Annotated in this window: 18 protein-coding genes; 9 read left to right on the forward strand and 9 right to left on the reverse strand. The window is 58.1% G+C overall.

Going from position 1 to position 17,305, the window contains the following annotated elements; genetic code table 11:
* Window positions 1-5: 5 nt before the first annotated feature.
* The 7 genes from M2Q46_RS17300 to M2Q46_RS17330 all read right to left on the reverse strand — a co-directional run bounded on the left by M2Q46_RS17300 (window position 6) and on the right by M2Q46_RS17330 (window position 7,131).
* On the reverse strand, window positions 6-830 hold the full coding sequence (locus M2Q46_RS17300; protein ID WP_257112795.1) for a MetQ/NlpA family ABC transporter substrate-binding protein: 825 nt from the start codon (window positions 828-830) through the stop codon (window positions 6-8).
* 165 nt (window positions 831-995) lie between these two features.
* Window positions 996-2,195 (reverse strand): SfnB family sulfur acquisition oxidoreductase, encoded by a 1,200-nt coding sequence (locus M2Q46_RS17305; protein WP_302357711.1) that lies wholly within the window; start codon window positions 2,193-2,195, stop codon window positions 996-998.
* A gap of 4 nt (window positions 2,196-2,199) precedes the next feature.
* On the reverse strand, window positions 2,200-3,465 hold the full coding sequence (locus M2Q46_RS17310) for an SfnB family sulfur acquisition oxidoreductase (RefSeq protein ID WP_302357713.1): 1,266 nt from the start codon (window positions 3,463-3,465) through the stop codon (window positions 2,200-2,202).
* A gap of 155 nt (window positions 3,466-3,620) precedes the next feature.
* On the reverse strand, window positions 3,621-4,283 hold the full coding sequence (locus tag M2Q46_RS17315) for a methionine ABC transporter permease (protein WP_009461203.1): 663 nt from the start codon (window positions 4,281-4,283) through the stop codon (window positions 3,621-3,623).
* The gene (locus M2Q46_RS17320; protein ID WP_115634731.1) at window positions 4,255-5,460 is read right to left on the reverse strand and encodes a methionine ABC transporter ATP-binding protein; all 1,206 of its coding nucleotides are present in this window, start codon (window positions 5,458-5,460) and stop codon (window positions 4,255-4,257) included. Before M2Q46_RS17320 ends, M2Q46_RS17315 begins: the two co-directional genes overlap by 29 nt.
* Window position 5,461: 1 nt before the next feature.
* Complete coding sequence (locus M2Q46_RS17325; protein WP_302357714.1) at window positions 5,462-6,304, reverse strand: MetQ/NlpA family ABC transporter substrate-binding protein; 843 nt, start codon at window positions 6,302-6,304, stop codon at window positions 5,462-5,464.
* Window positions 6,304-7,131, reverse strand: a complete 828-nt coding sequence (locus M2Q46_RS17330; protein ID WP_115634871.1) for a MetQ/NlpA family ABC transporter substrate-binding protein — start codon at window positions 7,129-7,131, stop codon at window positions 6,304-6,306. The genes M2Q46_RS17325 and M2Q46_RS17330 overlap by 1 nt, the downstream gene beginning before the upstream one ends.
* 8 nt (window positions 7,132-7,139) lie before the next feature.
* On the opposite strand from M2Q46_RS17330, the gene M2Q46_RS17335 reads away from it, so the two are divergent.
* From M2Q46_RS17335 to M2Q46_RS17345, 3 genes are read left to right on the forward strand one after another with little or no spacing between them, the layout of a single operon-like run.
* Complete coding sequence (locus M2Q46_RS17335; protein ID WP_147293851.1) at window positions 7,140-7,436, forward strand: hypothetical protein; 297 nt, start codon at window positions 7,140-7,142, stop codon at window positions 7,434-7,436.
* A gap of 30 nt (window positions 7,437-7,466) precedes the next feature.
* The gene (locus tag M2Q46_RS17340; RefSeq protein ID WP_035269329.1) at window positions 7,467-7,730 is read left to right on the forward strand and encodes a type II toxin-antitoxin system RelE/ParE family toxin; all 264 of its coding nucleotides are present in this window, start codon (window positions 7,467-7,469) and stop codon (window positions 7,728-7,730) included.
* Window positions 7,714-8,040, forward strand: a complete 327-nt coding sequence (locus M2Q46_RS17345) for a helix-turn-helix domain-containing protein (RefSeq protein ID WP_042484873.1) — start codon at window positions 7,714-7,716, stop codon at window positions 8,038-8,040. Before M2Q46_RS17340 ends, M2Q46_RS17345 begins: the two co-directional genes overlap by 17 nt.
* 106 nt (window positions 8,041-8,146) lie before the next feature.
* Here the strand turns inward: M2Q46_RS17345 and M2Q46_RS17350 are convergent, their stop codons facing one another.
* Together M2Q46_RS17350 and dinB are read right to left on the reverse strand one after the other, a co-directional pair.
* Entirely contained in the window at window positions 8,147-9,337 is a 1,191-nt protein-coding gene (locus M2Q46_RS17350; RefSeq protein ID WP_009461207.1) for an acetylornithine transaminase, read from the reverse strand.
* A 273-nt stretch (window positions 9,338-9,610) separates the two neighbouring features.
* Window positions 9,611-10,816, reverse strand: a complete 1,206-nt coding sequence (gene dinB / locus M2Q46_RS17355; protein WP_115634728.1) for a DNA polymerase IV — start codon at window positions 10,814-10,816, stop codon at window positions 9,611-9,613.
* Window positions 10,817-10,993: 177 nt separating this feature from the next.
* Between dinB and M2Q46_RS17360 the strand changes: the two genes are divergently transcribed.
* The 6 genes from M2Q46_RS17360 (at window position 10,994) to M2Q46_RS17385 (ending at window position 17,305) form a co-directional block, all read left to right on the forward strand.
* Complete coding sequence (locus M2Q46_RS17360) at window positions 10,994-12,565, forward strand: ABC transporter substrate-binding protein (protein ID WP_302357718.1); 1,572 nt, start codon at window positions 10,994-10,996, stop codon at window positions 12,563-12,565.
* Window positions 12,566-12,720: 155 nt separating this feature from the next.
* On the forward strand, window positions 12,721-13,707 hold the full coding sequence (locus M2Q46_RS17365) for an ABC transporter permease (protein ID WP_009461210.1): 987 nt from the start codon (window positions 12,721-12,723) through the stop codon (window positions 13,705-13,707).
* A gap of 1 nt (window position 13,708) precedes the next feature.
* Entirely contained in the window at window positions 13,709-14,623 is a 915-nt protein-coding gene (locus M2Q46_RS17370) for an ABC transporter permease (RefSeq protein WP_009461211.1), read from the forward strand.
* Between the two features lie 3 nt (window positions 14,624-14,626).
* Window positions 14,627-15,601 carry an ABC transporter ATP-binding protein gene (locus M2Q46_RS17375; protein WP_257112789.1) on the forward strand — a complete coding sequence of 325 codons (975 nt, stop codon included), beginning with the start codon at window positions 14,627-14,629 and terminating at the stop codon, window positions 15,599-15,601.
* A complete protein-coding gene (locus M2Q46_RS17380) occupies window positions 15,598-16,602 on the forward strand; it encodes an ABC transporter ATP-binding protein (RefSeq protein ID WP_302357720.1) in 1,005 nt (334 codons plus the stop codon). Before M2Q46_RS17375 ends, M2Q46_RS17380 begins: the two co-directional genes overlap by 4 nt.
* Window positions 16,603-16,744: 142 nt before the next feature.
* On the forward strand, window positions 16,745-17,305 hold the full coding sequence (locus M2Q46_RS17385) for a sigma-70 family RNA polymerase sigma factor (protein WP_042484893.1): 561 nt from the start codon (window positions 16,745-16,747) through the stop codon (window positions 17,303-17,305).

Consider the following 17,305-nt stretch of genomic DNA (forward strand, 5'->3'; position numbering starts at 1 on the left):
CTTGCTTAATGCGGCAACCAGGTCAGGCGATACAGCTTTTTCTCGCCCTGGTAGAACTGATCGATTGCCTCGCGCACCGCAGGCGATGTTTTGTAGACCTCCAGGAACTGGGCAATGCGCGGGTCTTCCGTCCTGTCGCTACGGGCCACAAACTGAATCGCCCAGGAGTCGTCCTCGTAACTAGTCAAGGACAAGGCTTTCGTAGCATCAAAGGCGTTGGAGGCCAGGATGAAATACGGAAAGCCCTGAGCCAGATCCACGTCCTGTGTGGCACGTGCCAATTGCGGGCCTTCCACTTCCACAAACTTCAGGTTCTTGGGGTTGGCAACAATGTCATCGGGAGTACCCAGCAAGCCGGTTTCGGGGCGCAGCGTGATCAAGCCCGCATGCTGCAACAGGCGCAGCCCACGGCCTACGTTGACGGCGTCACTGGCAATTGCCACTTTTGCGCCATCGGGCAAATCAGCCAAGGTGGCGTGCTTGAGGGAATACAGGCCCAGGTAAGACAAAATGCCCGGCTGCACACTGACCAGTTTGAAGCCCTTGTCGCGCACGGCATTGGCCAGGTAATTGCTGTTCTGGTAGTAGTTCAGATCAATATCGCCCGCATCCAGCGCCACATTCGGTGTGGCCCAATCGGTAAATTCGATCACCTGCACATCCACTCCCTGCTTCTTGGCCTCCTGCGCAGCAACGGCCACCGAGTCCGCAAAAATGCCGGGCACAACACCGATTTTCAAAGGAGCTGCGGTCGCTGTGCTACTCAACAAAACAGCAGTAGAAACCAGGCTAAACGCCGTCAGTTTTTTCAAAATCTTCGAGATAGTCATCAATCAACATCCAGATAAAAGAGAAAGGCTCGTGGCCTGGAAAACAGGCCATATCGAAGCGCATATGTGTCTTGCTAGAACGTATTTACTGACATGCTTTGAGCCATACTGCGCAACGCTTCTTCACCCCTGCAGCCATGCCCAAACACAGCTTTCCAGGTGGCATCACAAAGCACCATGGCGCGGCGGGCGCACGCCATTCAGGGCGTAATTACCAATGGCGTGGTACTTCCAGCGCACCGGGTCATGCAGGGTATGGACTCGGGCGTTACGCCAGTAGCGATCCAGCCCATGCTGGGCCTGCGTAGCGCTGGTGCCTGCCAGTTCAAATAACTTGCTGCCTGCCAGCACACTGGCGCTGGTAGCCAAAGCCTTGGCCTGCGCAACGGCAATGGAGGCCTGAGCCACGCTGTCCTCATCCGGTGCTTGCTGGGCGGCGTCCACAAAGCGGGCGGCGCGGGCCAATAGCGCTTGCGCGGCACGCAAACGCACATGCACATTGCCCACCTCCTGCAGCAGCAAGGGGTCCTGTGCGGCGCTGTCCACACCAGCGGTAATCCAGGGGCGGCTGTGCTCGCGAATAAAGGGCAAGGTGGCCTCGAAAGCCCCTTGGCCTATGCCCAAATCCAGTGCTGCATGGATGATCTGGGCATAGGGACCAATAGTGGTCGGACGCTCGAAGGAGTCCGTGAACGGCACGACCCATTGCGGCTGCACAGGAACACGTGTGAACTCCACCGAGCCGCTGCCTGTCACACGTTGGCCAAAGCCGTCCCAATCGTCTGTCAGCGTGACGCCTGCAGCCCCACGCGGTACAAAAACCAGATACAGGCGGCCATCATCACGCGAGGTCGTCAGCGTGGGAATCCAGTGTGCAAACAGCGAGCCCGTGCAATAGAACTTGCGGCCGTCTACAAACCAGCCATCCGGCTCTTTCAGCAATTGCGTGCGACGTACAAAGTCCTTCTTGCCGATCTCCGCCAATGCATTGCCAAAGCGTTTGCCTTGCAGCACCTGATCGTAGAAAAAGGCTTTTTGCTCGTGCGTCGCCCCCACGCGCAACACTTCCAAGGCGTAGTAGTGGTTTTGCGGGATATGGCCAAAGTTGCCGTCGGCCTGGGCAATGCGCTGCACGACACGGGTGAGCACATCGGCGGAAACGCCCGCGCCGCCGTATTCTTTGGGGACCGTAATGCCCCATAAGCCACTTTGACTGAATTGCTCCACCTCTCGATGCGGCAAGATACGGTCGCGATCACGCTCCAGCGCATGTTGGGCAATGGATTGTGCAAACTGCTCGGCGGCTTGCAGCGCTTCGGCCTCGGACTGGATGATGTGTACGGATGTAGAAAGCTGTGTTGTCATGGCCTCAGTTCCATTGGTGATAAGACGGCGAGGCGCCATTGAGCAGGTAATTGCCCAGCAAGTGATATTTCCAGCGCACCGGGTCATGCAAGGTGTGCACGCGGGCGTTGCGCCAGTGGCGATCCAGGTTATGAGCCGCACGGGTGGACGACGAGCCGGCCAAGGCAAAGAGCTGTTCGCTGGCGTTCAGGGCAGCTTCCGTCGTCAGGATTTTGGCCTCGGCAACCGCCACGGAAGCACGGGCGCTGCTGTCTGCATCCACGGGCTTGGCAGCCAGCGCATCCAACAGACGCGCTGCCTCCAGCAAAACTTCCTGAGCGGCATCCACCTCAATCTGCAAGGCACCCACTTCCTGAATGATGTGAGGGTCCTGCGTGGCACTGGTCACCCCCGAATCGGTCCAGGGGCGCGCACGATTACGGACAAACCCCAGTGCATCCTGCAAGGCCCCCTGAGCGATACCGGCATCAATACTGGCTTGAATCAGTTGAGAAATAGGACCCGACAGGGAAGGCTTGTCCGCAAAACGCCAGCTTTCCAGCACATGGTCTTCCTCGACCAGAACCTGGTCGAATACCACGCTGCCACTGGCGGTTGTGCGCTGCCCAAAAGCATTCCAGTCATCAATCACCTGCACGCCGGGCGCATCACGACGCACCCAGACCTGTACGCCACGGCCTTGCTCATCCGCAGCCCGGAAAGGAATCCAATGCGCGAACAAGGCGCCGGTTGAATAAAAGCGTGTGCCGCTAACGCGCAAGCGGCCATCCGCTGCCCGCGCAAGATGGGCAGTGATGTCGGTAATCACCGCTGCCTTGCCCTTTTTCTCCGGCCCGCCATTGCCTAAACGTGCGCCTTGCAGCACCGCCTTGAACCAACGCTGCTTTTGAGATTCGGTGCCGGTGTCTTTCAGGTTCTGGATCAGCGCGAAATGGTTTTGCGGGATCTGACCCAGAGAAGGGTCAGCCGCGCTGATGATGGCAAAAACCTGCGCCAGCGTTTCGTTGGAGGCTTCCAGGCCGCCATAGGCTTTGGGGATAGTGATGGCACCCAAGCCGCAGGCGGTATAGCGCTCTATCTCGTCCCAGGGAAGCTGGCGCAGGCGGTCGCGCTCGGCAGCAGTTTGCGCAAATTCAGCAGCCAATTGCCGGGCAATGACGATGGCTTCGGCTTCACTGCCAATCACATGAGGCTGTTGGGGGGGCAAGGGCAGACGCGGCTTTGCAGATGCTTCGGGCAAAGCTCCGCCCTGAGTAATCCGATCATTCATACGGCACTCTTTTCAATGACTAAAAACGGTAGGGATAGACGCAGCTGCCAGCACCTGCGTCCCAGCTCAAGACAGAGCGTCCGAGCAAACAAAGAACATCACATTCATTGCCAAGGCGACGCCACTACGTGCGCCAGCCCTTGGCTGAACTCGGATCAACGTGCGCGCAGCCACTGCACGTAGCGGTCGCCGGCAAACTGCACCACAGTCACTAAAGCAATCAACACGGCAATCACGATCAACATCACCTGCGTGTCAAAACGCTGATAGCCATAGCGGATTGCCAAGTCACCCAGGCCACCGGCACCAACTGCACCCGCCATGGCAGACGAGCTGATCAAAGCCACGATAGTGATAGTGAAACCACCCACAATGCCGGGCAGTGCCTCGGGCAAGTAGACGTGGCGCACGATGTCCCACTTCTTGCAGCCCATGGCTTGAGCCGCTTCAATCAGACCAGAGTCCACCTCGCGCAGGCTGACCTCGGCAATACGGGCAAAGAAAGGCGTGGCGCTGATTGCCAAGGGCACAATGGCCGCCCACACCCCAATCGTGGTGCCTGCCAGCAAGCGCGTGAAGGGAATCAGCGCAACCAGCAAAACAATGAAGGGCGTGGCCCGGAAACCATTGACCACGCTACCCACCGCCCGGTTGATCTTGGGCGACTCCCAAAAGCCATGGGGGGCCGTCACAATCAAGAGCACCGCCAGCGGAATACCGGCCAGAAAGGCAATGCCCCCAGACACGCCCACCATCATCAACGTGTCCAGAAAAGCCTGCCAATAACGCTCAGCGGGGATACTCAGATTCCACAACATATCCAATGTCCTCAATGTGATGCGCGATGGCCGCCGGGCCTTGCGTCAAAGATGTCAAATCGGGCAGGCTCACATGCCCCTCAATGGCGACCAGCAAACGTCCATGTGCATGGCCCTGAATGCGGTCCACGCCACCATGCACCAGCTGCGGCTGGCCGGGCAGGCTGCGGGCAATGCGCAGCAAATCCGGCTCCCAGCCACCTTCGCCGCTATAGCTCAATTGCAGGATGCGGCTGTACGTGCCAGTTTCAGGGGGCTGCTGTACCAGACGTGCCTGCAAGTCCTCCGGCAGTGTGTGCTGCAAAGGTGCCAGCAGTGCCTTGGTGGCGTCATGCTGCGGTTTGCCAAACACACGCCAGACCTCGCCCAGCTCGGCAATGCGGCCTTTTTCCAGCACCAGCACGCGGTCGGCAATTTCACGGATCACACTCATCTCGTGCGTAATCAGCACGACGGTGATGCCCAGACGGCGGTTAATGTCCTTGAGCAGACTCAGAATGGACTGTGTGGTCTCCGGGTCCAGCGCCGAAGTGGCTTCGTCACACAGCAAAATCTCCGGGCCAGTTGCCAAGGCGCGAGCAATGCCCACACGCTGCTTTTGCCCACCCGACAAACGACTGGGATAGGTATCGGCCTTGTCTTGCAAGCCGACCAGTTGCAGCAGTTCCTGAACGCGCGGGGCAATGTCCTGCGCCGACACACCGGCTACCTTCAAGGGCAAGGCCACGTTCTCGTACACCGTCTTGGCAGACAGCAAATTGAAGTGCTGAAAAATCATGCCAATGCGGCGACGCAGCTGCACCAGCTCCGACTCATTCAGACGGGCAATGTCCACGCCATCTACCAATACCTGGCCGCTGCTCGGGCGCTCCAGCCGGTTGATGGTGCGCAGCAAGCTGGATTTACCCGCGCCGCTACGGCCAATAATGCCGAAGATGCTGCCTGGCGCGATGTCCAGATCAATGTCCTGCAAGGCAGGCACGGCGCCTGCCGAGGACTGATAGATTTTGGACAGATTGCGAAAAGCCACGCTGCCCGCCTTGACGACGTTGGGCTGCTGTTCCAGTTCCGCTTTGACAGACGCACTGGCCTTATGAACCTCGCGCTGTCCTGCGGCCTGTTCGGCGGTGTCCCGCAGCTCGTCCAAATTACGCCGTAGTGCTGATGTGTATGCCATATCACTTGCTCGCTGTGCTGCTGCCTTGCCAGGGCAAGGTGTACAGATGGGGATTGTGATCAAAGCGGTCTGCAATCGTGTTGCGTACCGCTTGCGACTGCTGGAACAGCTCCACGAACTGTTTCAGGGCAGGGTCGTTGACGCGATCTTTGCGCGTAACAAAACCCATTGCATAAAAGGTGTCGGCAATGCCGGAATAGACCAGGGCCCTGCCCGCATCCGCCTTGCGGCCAGCGCTGACGAAATAGCTGGGCCAGACGACAGCCAGGTCCACATCCGGCAGGGAATGGATCAGTTGCGGGCCTTCAATTTCCACAAACTTGAGCTGCTTGGGGTTGTCCACCACATCATTGACCGTGGCTCCGGTATCCAGACCATGACGCAAGGTAATCAGGCCCGCTTTTTGCAGCAGCAACAGGCCACGGCCCTGATTGACCGGATCATTCGGCAAGGACACGGTTGCACCCTTGGTCACCTGGTCCAAAGATTGGTACTTGTTCGAGTACAAGCCAATGTTTTGCAGCAAGCCCAGACCAATCAATTCCAGGTCGTAGCCACGCTCTTTGATGGCATTGTTCAGAAAGGCTTGGTGCTGGAAGAAATTCACATCAATATCGCGGTTGTTGACGGCCTCGTTGGGCAGCGTCCAATCCGTAAATTCCACCAACTGAATATCCAGCCCCTGCTTTTTGCCTTCCGAGATCAGCGCTTGCACCGCATCCGAGGTTGCACCAGGAATGGAGCCCACTTTAATCACGGCGGCAGAGCTGCTGAACGGCAGGGCAGCGGCAAACAGAATGCCCAGCGCCCAACGCTGCACGCGAGAGGAGAAAATCGCCGTCATTATTTCGCCCCTCCTTGTGCATTCAACCAGGCCAGGGTGTAGAGGCGCTCGTCGTTATTGAATGCCGCACGCGACACGTCACGCACAGACTGCGAGTTTTGATAGATGGAAATGAACTTTTGAATGACAGGATCGTTGGTGCGGTCCGCTTTCACCACGAACTGAATGGCAAACTGCGCATCTTCAATACCCGAGTAGGCCAGACCACTGGAAGGATCAAAGGCTTTGGCCGCTACGATGAAATGCGGATAGCCTTGGGCAATATCCACATCACCCGTAATACGCACCAGCTGCGGGCCTTCTACTTCCACAAAGCTGAGCTTTTTGGGGTTCTCCACAATGTCATCCAGGCTGCCCAGATAACCGACCTCTGGCTTGAGCTTGATCAGCCCAACTTTTTGCAGCAAGAGCAGACCACGCCCCTGGTTCACGGGATCGTTGGCAATGCCTACCTTGCCGCCCTGAGGGACCTGATCCACCGCCTGATGCTTGAGCGAATACACTCCCACATTGGCCAAAATACCCGTGCCCGCGCTGGCCAGCTTGTAACCGTTTTTCTCGATGGCGTTCTTCAGGAAAGGCTGGTGCTGGAAGTAATTGATATCAATATCGCGGTTATCCACCGCCACATTGGGCGTGGTCCAATCGGTGAACTCGATCACCTCGACATTGATGCCTTGGGCCTTGGCATCCTTGGCCGCGGCATTGATGGAATCGGCATAGGCGCCCGGCACCACGCCAATGCGTAAGGAGTCGGCGGCGATGGCCGGAGAAACAGCCAGCACAAGGGCACTAGCTACGATGAGTTTGGACAGATGCTGGAGCATGGTAAACAGTGCCTCACGAGGTGGGCCTGCGCTTGCAGGCAAATCTTGGAAGCTTCTATTACATCGACTCCATTCCCTTGGCACCACAACAGAACAATCATTTACTTATGCTGGCTAACTGCTGGATGAAATTACCTCAAGTTATTGATATTTATATTATTTTTGAAAATAAACTAAATACTGCCAACGATGGCATTTGTGATATTTCGTGCGCGTTTCAAGTTAGCCGTGGGAGTGCAAGAACAGGAGTCAAAAATGGTTTTTTGCCGTCCTCCGCGCAATTTTTCCAAACTTATATCAAGTAAATTAACTTATAATTAACTTATATTTTGTCCATGAACTCGATATTCTGGACACCCAAAGCCGCCAAACAACTGCGCAAGATCGACAGGCAACACCAGGGCGCTATCCGCGACGGTGTCGGCAACTTGGCTGACATGCCCAATTGCTCCGGATCGCAGAACATCAAAGCGCTGACGAATCACCAGTATGGCTATCGCCTGCGCATCGGAAACTATCGCGTCCTGTTTGATTGGGACGTAGAGATAAGAATTATCGACATCCAGGAAGTGAGAAAGCGCGATGAACGCACGTACTAATATTCAGATCATCAATGGCCCGGACGGCAATCCCGCTTTTGTCGTGATTCCCTACGAAGACTACATCGCCAGCCAGACCCAAGACGGCGGGCTGATCCCCCACGCCGTCGTCAGCAGCACGATCGACGGTGCAACACCGGTTCGGGCATGGCGTGAACACCTTGGGCTGACACAGGCAGAGCTGGCCGCTCGTCTGGGTATCAGCCAATCTGCCTATGCCCAGCAAGAGAGCAGCGAGCGGCTACGCAAAAGCAGCCTGGAGCGCATTGCCGCCGCGCTTGGGATTACACCTGAGCAACTCGACTTCTAAGCCAGGAACGGCGGTTTGCAAGCCCACCAGACCCGCAGGGCTACAAAAATCCAAAGGCCAAAAAAAATCCGCCCGAAGGCGGATTTCTTTACAGCACGCTGGCCGCTTAGCCGCGAACCTTGACCAGAATTTCGTCCAGCCAGGCCAGCATCAGGTCGATTTCGTCGGCCGTGATGTTCAGGGCTGGCATGAAACGCAGCAGGTTAGGACGTGGCGAGTTCAACAACATGCCTTCTGGAGCGCGGTCGCGAGCAGCAGCCACAATTTCCGGGCCGTCGTCCTGATCCAGGATCAGAGCACGCAGCAAGCCTTCACCACGCTCACCGTTCATGCCCCACTTGGCGCTGATGGCCAGCAGGCCTTCGGACAGTTGCTTGGCGCGGGCGTTGACCGACTCCAGGAAGCCAGGAGCAGCCAGCTCGTCGAACACGGCCACGCCAGCAGCGGTCATCAGGGGGTTACCGTTGTAGGTACCGCCCTGGTCGCCTGGCTGGAAGCAGGACACTTCTTCGCGGGCACACAGTGCCGACAAAGGCACGCCGCCACCAATGCCTTTACCCAAGGTCATGATGTCAGGACGAATGCCCGAGTGTTCGTAGGCAAACATGGTGCCGGTACGGCCCATGCCGGTTTGCACTTCGTCCACGATCAGCAGCAGCTTGTGCTCGTCAGCCAGCGCGCGCAGACCCTTCATGAATTCCACGGTAGCGGGAATAACACCGGCCTCGCCCTGTACGGGTTCGAGCATGATGCCCACGGTTTGATCGTCGATCAGCGCGCGCACGGATTCCAGATCGTTCAGCTTGGCTTTAGGAAAGCCGTCGACCTGTGGAGCAAACATGCGATCCCAGCCGGGCTTGCCGGACAGGGACATGGTGGCCAGGGTACGGCCATGGAAAGAGTGCTCAAAAGAAATGATCTTGTAAGCGTTGTTCTTGTTGATCTGACCCCATTTGCGCGCCAGCTTGATGGCGCCTTCGTTGGCTTCGCCACCACTGTTGGCAAAGAACACGCGATCAAAGCAGGAGTGTTCCACGATGCGTTTGGCCAGCTCGATAGAGGGCTCGTTGTAGAACGCAGGCGAGGGGTTGATCAATTTGGACGCTTGTTCGGTGATCGCCTTGATCACGTTGGCAGGGCTGTGGCCCAGCGCGTTCACGGCCCAGCCCTGGACGGTGTCCAGGTATCGCTTGCCGTTGTGATCTTGCAGCCAGGAACCTTCTCCTCGCACAAAGACCAACTCCGGACGCTGGGTAATTTCCATTAATGCACGTACACCGGCCCGATCGAATTCCATAACGGCAAACCTTGATGAAAATGAAAGAAGAAAAAATAAACCAGCCCGGCGGCTGGACAATTAATTCTAACGCAGCACACCCCCAGCAGGACGCTTATGCCTGGGACAATGGCCATCTGGCCGTGGATTGTCCCTTTTCTGGTACACATCCGCGCCCTGGCAGGCGCCAAAGCGTTTTAAGCCTGAAATCTTTGCACGGTATCGGGGTGAGAGTCGCCGGGACGCGTTTGTATAAAACCTGTCATCCAAGCAGCCTTCCAAAGATCTGCCTGCCTAAAACAAACCGTCCAGATCCAGTTGACGAGGCTGCTCCTGCGGCATTTCACTGATGGGCAGCAGAGCGCTGGCTTTCACACCCAGCAAGCGCAAGCGTCTGTCCAGCACGGCGCGTTTCAGATTCTGGCGGGCGGCGGCCAAAATGGCATCCGCCGCCAGCACGGGAGCGGGCAGGGACAGGTCGCGCGTCACGGTTTTGAAGTCCTCGAACTTCAGCTTGATGCCTATGGTTTGGGCGCACATGGCGGATTTGCGTAAATCCTGCTCCAGCTTTTCACACAGGGACTCCAGCACGGCAGACAGGCGGGACCGATCCATGCGCACGTGCAGATCACGCTCGAAGGTGGTTTCACGACTGATGGATTTAGGCGTGCGGTCGGTGGATAAGGGGCGCTCGTCCTGGCCTTGAGCCACGGCCATCAGCCATTGCGCGTAGCGCAGGCCAAACTGTTCCTGCAATTTTTCTGCAGGTGTGGCGGCCAGTTCCCCGATCTTCTGTATGCCCATTTCCGTCAGTTTCACGACCGACTTGGGACCAATGCCATTGATCTTGCCCACGGCCAGCGGCCAGATGCGGGTAGGCACATCGTCCATGGTCAACACGCAGGCCCCATTGGGCTTGTTCAGTTCTGAGGCAATTTTGGAGAGCAGCTTGTTGGGCGTAATGCCTACCGAACAGGTCAGGCCGGTGGCCTGGTTCACGGCTTGTCGAATCTGCTCGGCCAGTTCGTGGCTGTCTTCGGTTTTATGGCTAAGGTCTACATAGATCTCGTCGATACCCCGATCCTCGATATGGTCCGAGACCGTGGCTACGGCCTGTTTAAACAAGCGCGAATAATGGCGGTAAGCTTGAAAATCGGCAGGCAGCAAGATGGCATCGGGGGCCAGTTGGGCCGCCTTCATTAAACCCATGGCCGAGAACACACCCAGCTGACGCGCTTCATAGGTAGAAGTCGTGGCCACCCCGCGCCCAACATAATCAGCCAGACGGGCATGTTGCCAGCTGCCATCGGGCAATTGCCTGGGCGCATCAGCACTGCGCCCGCCAATCACCACGGGACTGCCGCGCAAATGCGGGTAGCGCAGCAGCTCCACCGAGGCATAAAACGCATCCATATCCACATGAGCGATACGCCGCTCCAGAGGTTTTTCTTCTTGTGCCGCCACCTTGATCAGCCCGTTAACTGTATATATGTACACCATTATAGCGACAAGTCAGCGGTGCACCGAGAGCCACTGAATAAGCGCCGGGATGATATAAATCACTAAACATCATTAAGCTGACAGCAGGCTGAAACTACGTATTGAATCGGCAGCAAGCGCCCGGTTACTATGCAGCCTCTCTATCAGCGACACCAAGCACCCCAACAGGAGGTTTTCATGAAAAAAACAGTATTGGCTGCTGCGCTGGCAGCTCTGGTCGCCCTGCCCTTGGTGGGCCACAGCAAAACGCTTACCTGGTCCAGCCAGGGCGACTTCATGACGCTGGACCCACACGCACAGAACGAAAACCTCACGATCACAGGCAGCATGTATGTCTATGAGGCGCTGGTGGACTACGACAAGGATTTCCAGATTGTGCCCAGCCTGGCCACGGCCTGGGAACAGCGTGAACCTACTGTCTGGCGCTTTACGCTGCGCGAAGGGGTGAAATTCCACGACGGCGCTCCCTTTACCGCCGATGACGTGGTGTTCTCCATTCAGCGCGCCATGGCCCCTACGTCCAACTTCAAGGCCTACGTGAACGGCATCGTCAAGGCTGAAAAAGTGGACGACAAGACGGTGGACATCATCACCGCCGCTCCCAACCCGGTTCTGCTGCGCCAATTGACCAGTGTGTTCATCATGAACAAGGCCTGGTCGGAAAAGAACAATGTCACCCAGCCTCAGGACTTCAACAAGAACGAAGAAACCTACTCGGCTCGCAACACCAACGGTACTGGCCCTTACAAGCTGAAGTCGCGTGAAGTGGACGTGCGCACCGTCTTTGTCGAAAACGAAGAATGGTGGAACAAGGGCAACAAGGTGGGTAATGTCACCGAAGTGATCTACGTACCCATCAAGCAGAACGCCACCCGTACCGCCGCCTTGCTGTCGGGCGAAGTGGACCTGGTTCTGGACCCACCTGCGCAGGACTTGCAGCGTCTGCGCCAGCAAACCAAGATTGTGGAAGGCAACGAGTACCGCACCATCTACCTGGGTCTGGACCAAAAGAATCCGGAACTGAAGTACAGCAGCATCAAGGGCAAGAACCCCTTTGCTGACCAGCGTGTGCGTGAAGCCCTGTACGTGGCCATCGACATTGAAGCCATCAAGAAAGCCGTGATGCGCGGTTCCTCCGCCCCCACCGGCACCATGGTGGCCCCTCAGGTTCACGGCTACACCAAGGAATTGGCCCAGCGCCTGCCTTACAGCCAGGATCGTGCCAAGGAACTGCTGAAAGAAGCCGGTTACGACAATTCCCTGACCTTCACCCTGGATTGCCCGAACGATCGCTACATCAACGATGAAGCCATCTGCCAGGCCATCGTGGGCATGTGGGCCAAGGTCGGCGTGAAAGCCAACCTGAACGCCATGCCACGCGCCACCTACTTCCCCAAAGTACAAAGCTTTGACTCCAGCGCCTACATGTTTGGCTGGGGCGTGCCGACCTTTGATGCGCTGTACACCCTGCAAAGCCTGATGCACAGCAAGGGCGAGGGCGCAGACGGCTCCTTTAACTTTGGTGGCTACGAAAACGCCGAAGTGGACGCCTTGATCGACCAGATCAAGACCGAAACCGACACCGTCAAGCGCGATGCGGCCATCCACAAGGTTCTGGAAATTCATGCCAAGGAAGTGGGTCACATCCCCCTGCATGACCAGATCATTCCTTGGGCCATGGCCAAGAAGGTCAACGTGGTACACCGTGCGGACAACCGCATGCTGGCCCAATGGACCACCATCGACTAAGTTGTTTTCATACCCCAGCCCCGCCTCCGTGCGGGGCTGGTTCCCATTACGCTGTAGTCATCCGTTTCTACACCAGCCCCCTTGCCGGGCCCTTTCTACACATTAAGGACGACACTGGTCGCGAGTGATCCTCGCGCTCTACCAGGAGACCGCCTATGCTGGTATTTATTATTCGCCGTCTGATCCAGGCTGTTCTGGTGATGCTGACGGTCAGCCTTCTGGCTTTTGTGCTGTTCCGCTACATTGGTGACCCGGTCACCATCATGCTGGGACAGGACGCCACCGAACAAGATCGCGTGGAACTGCGTGCCAGCCTGGGGCTGGACCAACCCGCCCCCGTGCAATTCGGACGCTTTGTGTCCCAGGCCGTACAAGGCGAATTTGGCCTGTCCCTGCGGCAAGCCCAACCGGTTTCCACCCTGCTCAAAGACCGCCTGCCTGCCACCGTAGAACTATCCGTGGTGGCCGCCATACTGGCCTTGCTGATAGGCCTGCCGCTAGGGGTGTACACCGCCTTGAAGCGTAATGGTTTCATGGCGCAAAGCATTCTGGCCTTTTCCCTGCTGGGAATATCCTTGCCCACCTTCCTGATCGGTATCTTGCTGATCCTGATCTTCTCCGTGCAATTGGGCTGGCTGCCCAGTTATGGCCGGGGAGAAGTCCTGAAGTTTGGCTGGTGGAGTACCGGCCTGCTTAGCTGGGACGGGATCAAGCATTTGATCCTGCCCGCCATCACGCTCTGTTTGTTCCAGCTCACGCTGATCCTGCGTCTGGTGCGCTCCGAGATGCTGGAAGTACTGCGCGCCGACTACATCAAATTTGCTCGTGCCCGTGGCCTGTCGCAACGCGCCATCCACTTTGGTCACGCTCTGAAAAACACCATGGTGCCGGTTATCACCATCACGGGGCTGCAACTGGGCGGCATCATCGCCTTTGCCATCGTGACGGAAACCGTTTTCCAATGGCCGGGCATGGGTCTGCTTTTTATCCAGGCCGTGCAATTTGCCGACATCCCCGTGATGGCGGCCTATCTCTGTCTGATTGCCCTGGTATTTGTTGTGATCAACCTGCTGGTAGACCTGCTGTACTTCCTGGTCGATCCACGTCTGCGCACCCAATTGTCGGGCGCCAAGGGGCACTAATATGTTCGCTAAATTGAAAACCGCCTGGGATAGCGATCTGGTCTGGTCCTGGCGTCACTCGCCCGTCGCCATTGCGGCCACCATCATGGCCTTGCTGCTGTTTATCGGCGCGCTGGGTGCCCGCTGGGTGGCTCCTTACGATCCCTTCGATCTGACCTCCATCGACCTGATGGATGCCTTGCTGGCCCCGGCCTGGTCGGAAAACGGTTCACCCCAATACTGGTTGGGAACAGACAGCCAGGGCCGTGACCTGTATTCGGCCCTGTTGTACGGGACGCGCACCTCCTTGCTGATCGGTCTGGCCTCGGTAGCCTTGTCCATGGTGGTCGGTATCGTGCTGGGCCTGCTGGCCGGTTACTCCGGTGGCCGTGTGGATGCCTTCATCATGCGTGTGGCCGATGTGCAGCTGTCCTTCCCGGCCATCCTGATTGCCTTGCTGATCGACGGGGTGGCCCGTGCCGTGTTCCCCTTGAACATGCACGATGTAGTCGCCTTCCCGGTGCTGATCGGGGCGATTGCGCTGGCCGGTTGGCCGCAATATGCCCGTACCGTGCGTGGCTCCACGCTGGTGGAGAAAAACCGTGAATACGTACAGGCTGCCCGCGTGATTGGCGTGTCCTCCCCGCGCATCATGTTCAGCCATGTGCTGCCCAATGTGATGGGCCCCGTGCTGGTGCTGGCCACCGTGCATCTGGCCACCGCCATCATCACCGAAGCCACGCTGTCCTTTCTGGGCGTCGGCGTTCCGGCCACCTCGCCTTCTCTGGGCACCCTGATCCGGATCGGTAACGACTTCCTGTTCTCGGGCGAATGGTGGATCACGATTTTCCCTGGCCTGATGCTGGTGCTGCTGGTGCTGTCGGTCAACCTCCTGGGCGACTGGTTGCGTGACGCCCTGAACCCCAAATTGAGCTAAGCCATGACTGCACTCTTAACTGTCCAAGACCTGTGTGTCGAATTCCCGACCCGGCGTGGTGTGCTCCAAGCCCTGGATCATGTGTCCTTTTCCATCGCCCCCGGCGAAGTGCTGGGTGTGGTGGGGGAGTCCGGTGCCGGCAAATCCCTGACGGGTTCCTCCATTATTGGTTTGCTCGATGCCCCCGGTCGCATCAGCGGCGGCCAGATCCTGCTGGAAGGCGAGCGCATCGACAATCTGAACCAGGACCAGATGCGCAAGATTCGTGGCCGCAAGATTGGCGCGATTTTCCAGGACCCGCTGACCTCGCTGAACCCGCTCTATACCGTGGGTCATCAACTGGCTGAAACCATCGTCACGCATCTGCCCTTGTCCTGGAAACAGGCACAGGAACGCGCCATCGAATTGCTGGAAGCTACCGGCATTCCGGCAGCGCGCGAGCGTATCGACCACTATCCGCACCAGTTCTCCGGCGGCATGCGCCAACGGGTGGTGATTGCGCTGGCCCTGGCGGCCGAGCCCAAGCTGATCGTGGCGGACGAACCCACCACGGCACTGGACGTGTCCATTCAGGCGCAGATTATCGACCTGCTGAAAAAGCTCTGTCGCTCGCATGGCACCTCGGTCATGCTGATTACCCACGATATGGGGGTGATTGCCGAGACTGCCGACCGCGTGGCCGTGATGTACGCCGGTCGCATTATCGAGATCGGCCCTGTACAGGACGTGATCCAGAAACCCAGCCACCCTTATACCCGTGGCTTGATGCGTTCCATTCCCAATCTGCACGCGGGGCTGGAGCGTCTGGAACAAATCCCCGGCAGCATGCCGCGCCTGAACGCCATCCCGCCCGGCTGCGCCTTCAATCCACGCTGTGATCGTCGCTTTGATCGCTGCCTGGTCGAACGCCCCGAGCTGTTGCCTGTTCCCCCACAAACACAGGCGGCCTGTTGGCTGCATGCACAGGAGTCCGCATGAGCACCCCTAAACAAGCCCTGGTCCAGGTCAAGGACGCTGCCTGCTGGTTCGATGTGTCCCCGCCCTTGCTGGAACGTCTGGTCTATCGCAAACCCAAAGTAAACCTGCGCGCGGTCGATGGCGTCAGCTTCACCTTGAACAAGGGTGAAACCCTGGCCCTGGTAGGCGAATCCGGCTGCGGGAAATCCACCGTGGCCCGTCTGCTGACCGGCCTGTATTCGCTGACACGCGGCGAGATTCTGTTTGATGGCCAGTCCCTGCAAACCATGGACAAGGCCAGCCAGAAGGCCATGCGCAAACGCCGTCAGATGATTTTTCAGGACCCCTATGCCAGCCTGAATCCGCGCTGGCGCGTGGGCCGCATCATTGCCGAGCCACTGGTTACCCACACGGACATGAGCCGCGCCCAGCAAGACGCCAAAGTGGCCGAGCTGCTGACGCAAGTGGGCCTGAACCCCAGCGACGCCCAGCGCTACCCGCACCAGTTCTCCGGCGGCCAGCGCCAGCGTATTTCCATTGCCCGTGCTCTGGCTCTGCAACCCGAGTTCATCGTCTGTGACGAGCCCACCTCGGCGCTGGACGTGTCGGTGCAGGCCCAGGTCCTGAACCTGATGAAGGATTTGCAGCGCGAACTGGGGCTGACCTATCTGTTCATCTCGCACAACCTGGCCGTGGTGCATCACGTGGCCGACCGGGTTGGCGTCATGTATTTGGGCCGGATTGTGGAAATTGCGCCACGCGACGATTTGTTCGCGCAGCCTCGCCACCCCTACACGCGCATGTTGCTGGGAGCCATTCCCGACATGAGCGGAGCGGGCAAAAGCCGCATCCCGGTCGCTGGTGAAGTGCCTAATCCACTGAACCCGCCATCGGGCTGTACCTTCCATCCACGCTGCCCGCTGGCCAATGATCGCTGCCGCCGCGAAGCCCCGGCTTTGCTGCAAACCGGGCAGCACGAAGTGGCTTGTCATGCTGTAGAAGAAGGGCGCGATCAGGCCTGATCGCTTGCGATGCCAACAGTAAAACCGCCCACGGCAACTTGCCGAATGGGCGGTTTTTTCTGATAATTGAGAATTATTCTCAGTTCTCATTGCCCGATTCTCTACCATTTTTCTGGTTGAGCAGGCACTACTGGAACGCATCATGCACAATGCCGCCTTCTCACCCGACACGGAATCGCTCTACCGGAATTACCACGGCTGGTTGCATAGCTGGCTACGACGCAGGCTAGGTAATTCCTTCGATGCGGCCGATCTGGCCCAAGACGTTTTTGTCCGACTGCTGCAAAAACCCCGTCAATTCGGCAGCGAACCCGAAGCACGTGTGTATTTGCGGCTCATGGCCAATGGCATGTGCGTGGACTTATGGCGACGCCGTCAGATTGAACAAGCCTGGCTGGAAGAGCTGGCCAACCGCCCGGCCGCCCTGGTTCCTTCTGCCGAACACCAGGCCCTGGTGCTGGAAGCCCTGCACGAAATAGACAGCATGTTGCGGACCCTGCCTGCCAAAGTGGGCAATGCCTTTTTCATGGCCATGGCCGACGGCATGAGCAACCGGGAAATTGCAGAGGCGCTGGGCGTGTCCACACGCATGGTGCACCGATACCTTAGCCAGGCCATGCTGTGCTGCCTGAAACTGGAAGCCCGCCATACCGCCGCTGACATGCCCGTGCATCAGGCGTCCAGCCTGCCCGAGCCACGCTGA

The organism is Alcaligenes sp. YSL9 (assembly GCF_030515105.1).
GTDB classification, from domain to species: Bacteria; Pseudomonadota; Gammaproteobacteria; order Burkholderiales; family Burkholderiaceae_B; genus Alcaligenes; species Alcaligenes phenolicus.

Excerpts from the sequence above, each read along its gene's own strand:
- M2Q46_RS17300 (WP_257112795.1), bottom strand. The coding sequence starts at position 830 with ATGACTATCTCGAAGATTTTGAAAAAACTGACGGCGTTTAGCCTGGTT.
- M2Q46_RS17305 (WP_302357711.1), bottom strand. The coding sequence starts at position 2,195 with ATGACAACACAGCTTTCTACATCCGTACACATCATCCAGTCCGAGGCC.
- M2Q46_RS17310 (WP_302357713.1), bottom strand. The coding sequence starts at position 3,465 with ATGAATGATCGGATTACTCAGGGCGGAGCTTTGCCCGAAGCATCTGCA.
- M2Q46_RS17315 (WP_009461203.1), bottom strand. The coding sequence starts at position 4,283 with ATGTTGTGGAATCTGAGTATCCCCGCTGAGCGTTATTGGCAGGCTTTT.
- M2Q46_RS17320 (WP_115634731.1), bottom strand. The coding sequence starts at position 5,460 with ATGGCATACACATCAGCACTACGGCGTAATTTGGACGAGCTGCGGGAC.
- M2Q46_RS17325 (WP_302357714.1), bottom strand. The coding sequence starts at position 6,304 with ATGACGGCGATTTTCTCCTCTCGCGTGCAGCGTTGGGCGCTGGGCATT.
- M2Q46_RS17330 (WP_115634871.1), bottom strand. The coding sequence starts at position 7,131 with ATGCTCCAGCATCTGTCCAAACTCATCGTAGCTAGTGCCCTTGTGCTG.
- M2Q46_RS17340 (WP_035269329.1), top strand. The coding sequence starts at position 7,467 with ATGAACTCGATATTCTGGACACCCAAAGCCGCCAAACAACTGCGCAAG.
- M2Q46_RS17345 (WP_042484873.1), top strand. The coding sequence starts at position 7,714 with ATGAACGCACGTACTAATATTCAGATCATCAATGGCCCGGACGGCAAT.
- M2Q46_RS17350 (WP_009461207.1), bottom strand. The coding sequence starts at position 9,337 with ATGGAATTCGATCGGGCCGGTGTACGTGCATTAATGGAAATTACCCAG.
- dinB (WP_115634728.1), bottom strand. The coding sequence starts at position 10,816 with ATGGTGTACATATATACAGTTAACGGGCTGATCAAGGTGGCGGCACAA.
- M2Q46_RS17360 (WP_302357718.1), top strand. The coding sequence starts at position 10,994 with ATGAAAAAAACAGTATTGGCTGCTGCGCTGGCAGCTCTGGTCGCCCTG.
- M2Q46_RS17365 (WP_009461210.1), top strand. The coding sequence starts at position 12,721 with ATGCTGGTATTTATTATTCGCCGTCTGATCCAGGCTGTTCTGGTGATG.
- M2Q46_RS17370 (WP_009461211.1), top strand. The coding sequence starts at position 13,709 with ATGTTCGCTAAATTGAAAACCGCCTGGGATAGCGATCTGGTCTGGTCC.
- M2Q46_RS17375 (WP_257112789.1), top strand. The coding sequence starts at position 14,627 with ATGACTGCACTCTTAACTGTCCAAGACCTGTGTGTCGAATTCCCGACC.
- M2Q46_RS17380 (WP_302357720.1), top strand. The coding sequence starts at position 15,598 with ATGAGCACCCCTAAACAAGCCCTGGTCCAGGTCAAGGACGCTGCCTGC.
- M2Q46_RS17385 (WP_042484893.1), top strand. The coding sequence starts at position 16,745 with ATGCACAATGCCGCCTTCTCACCCGACACGGAATCGCTCTACCGGAAT.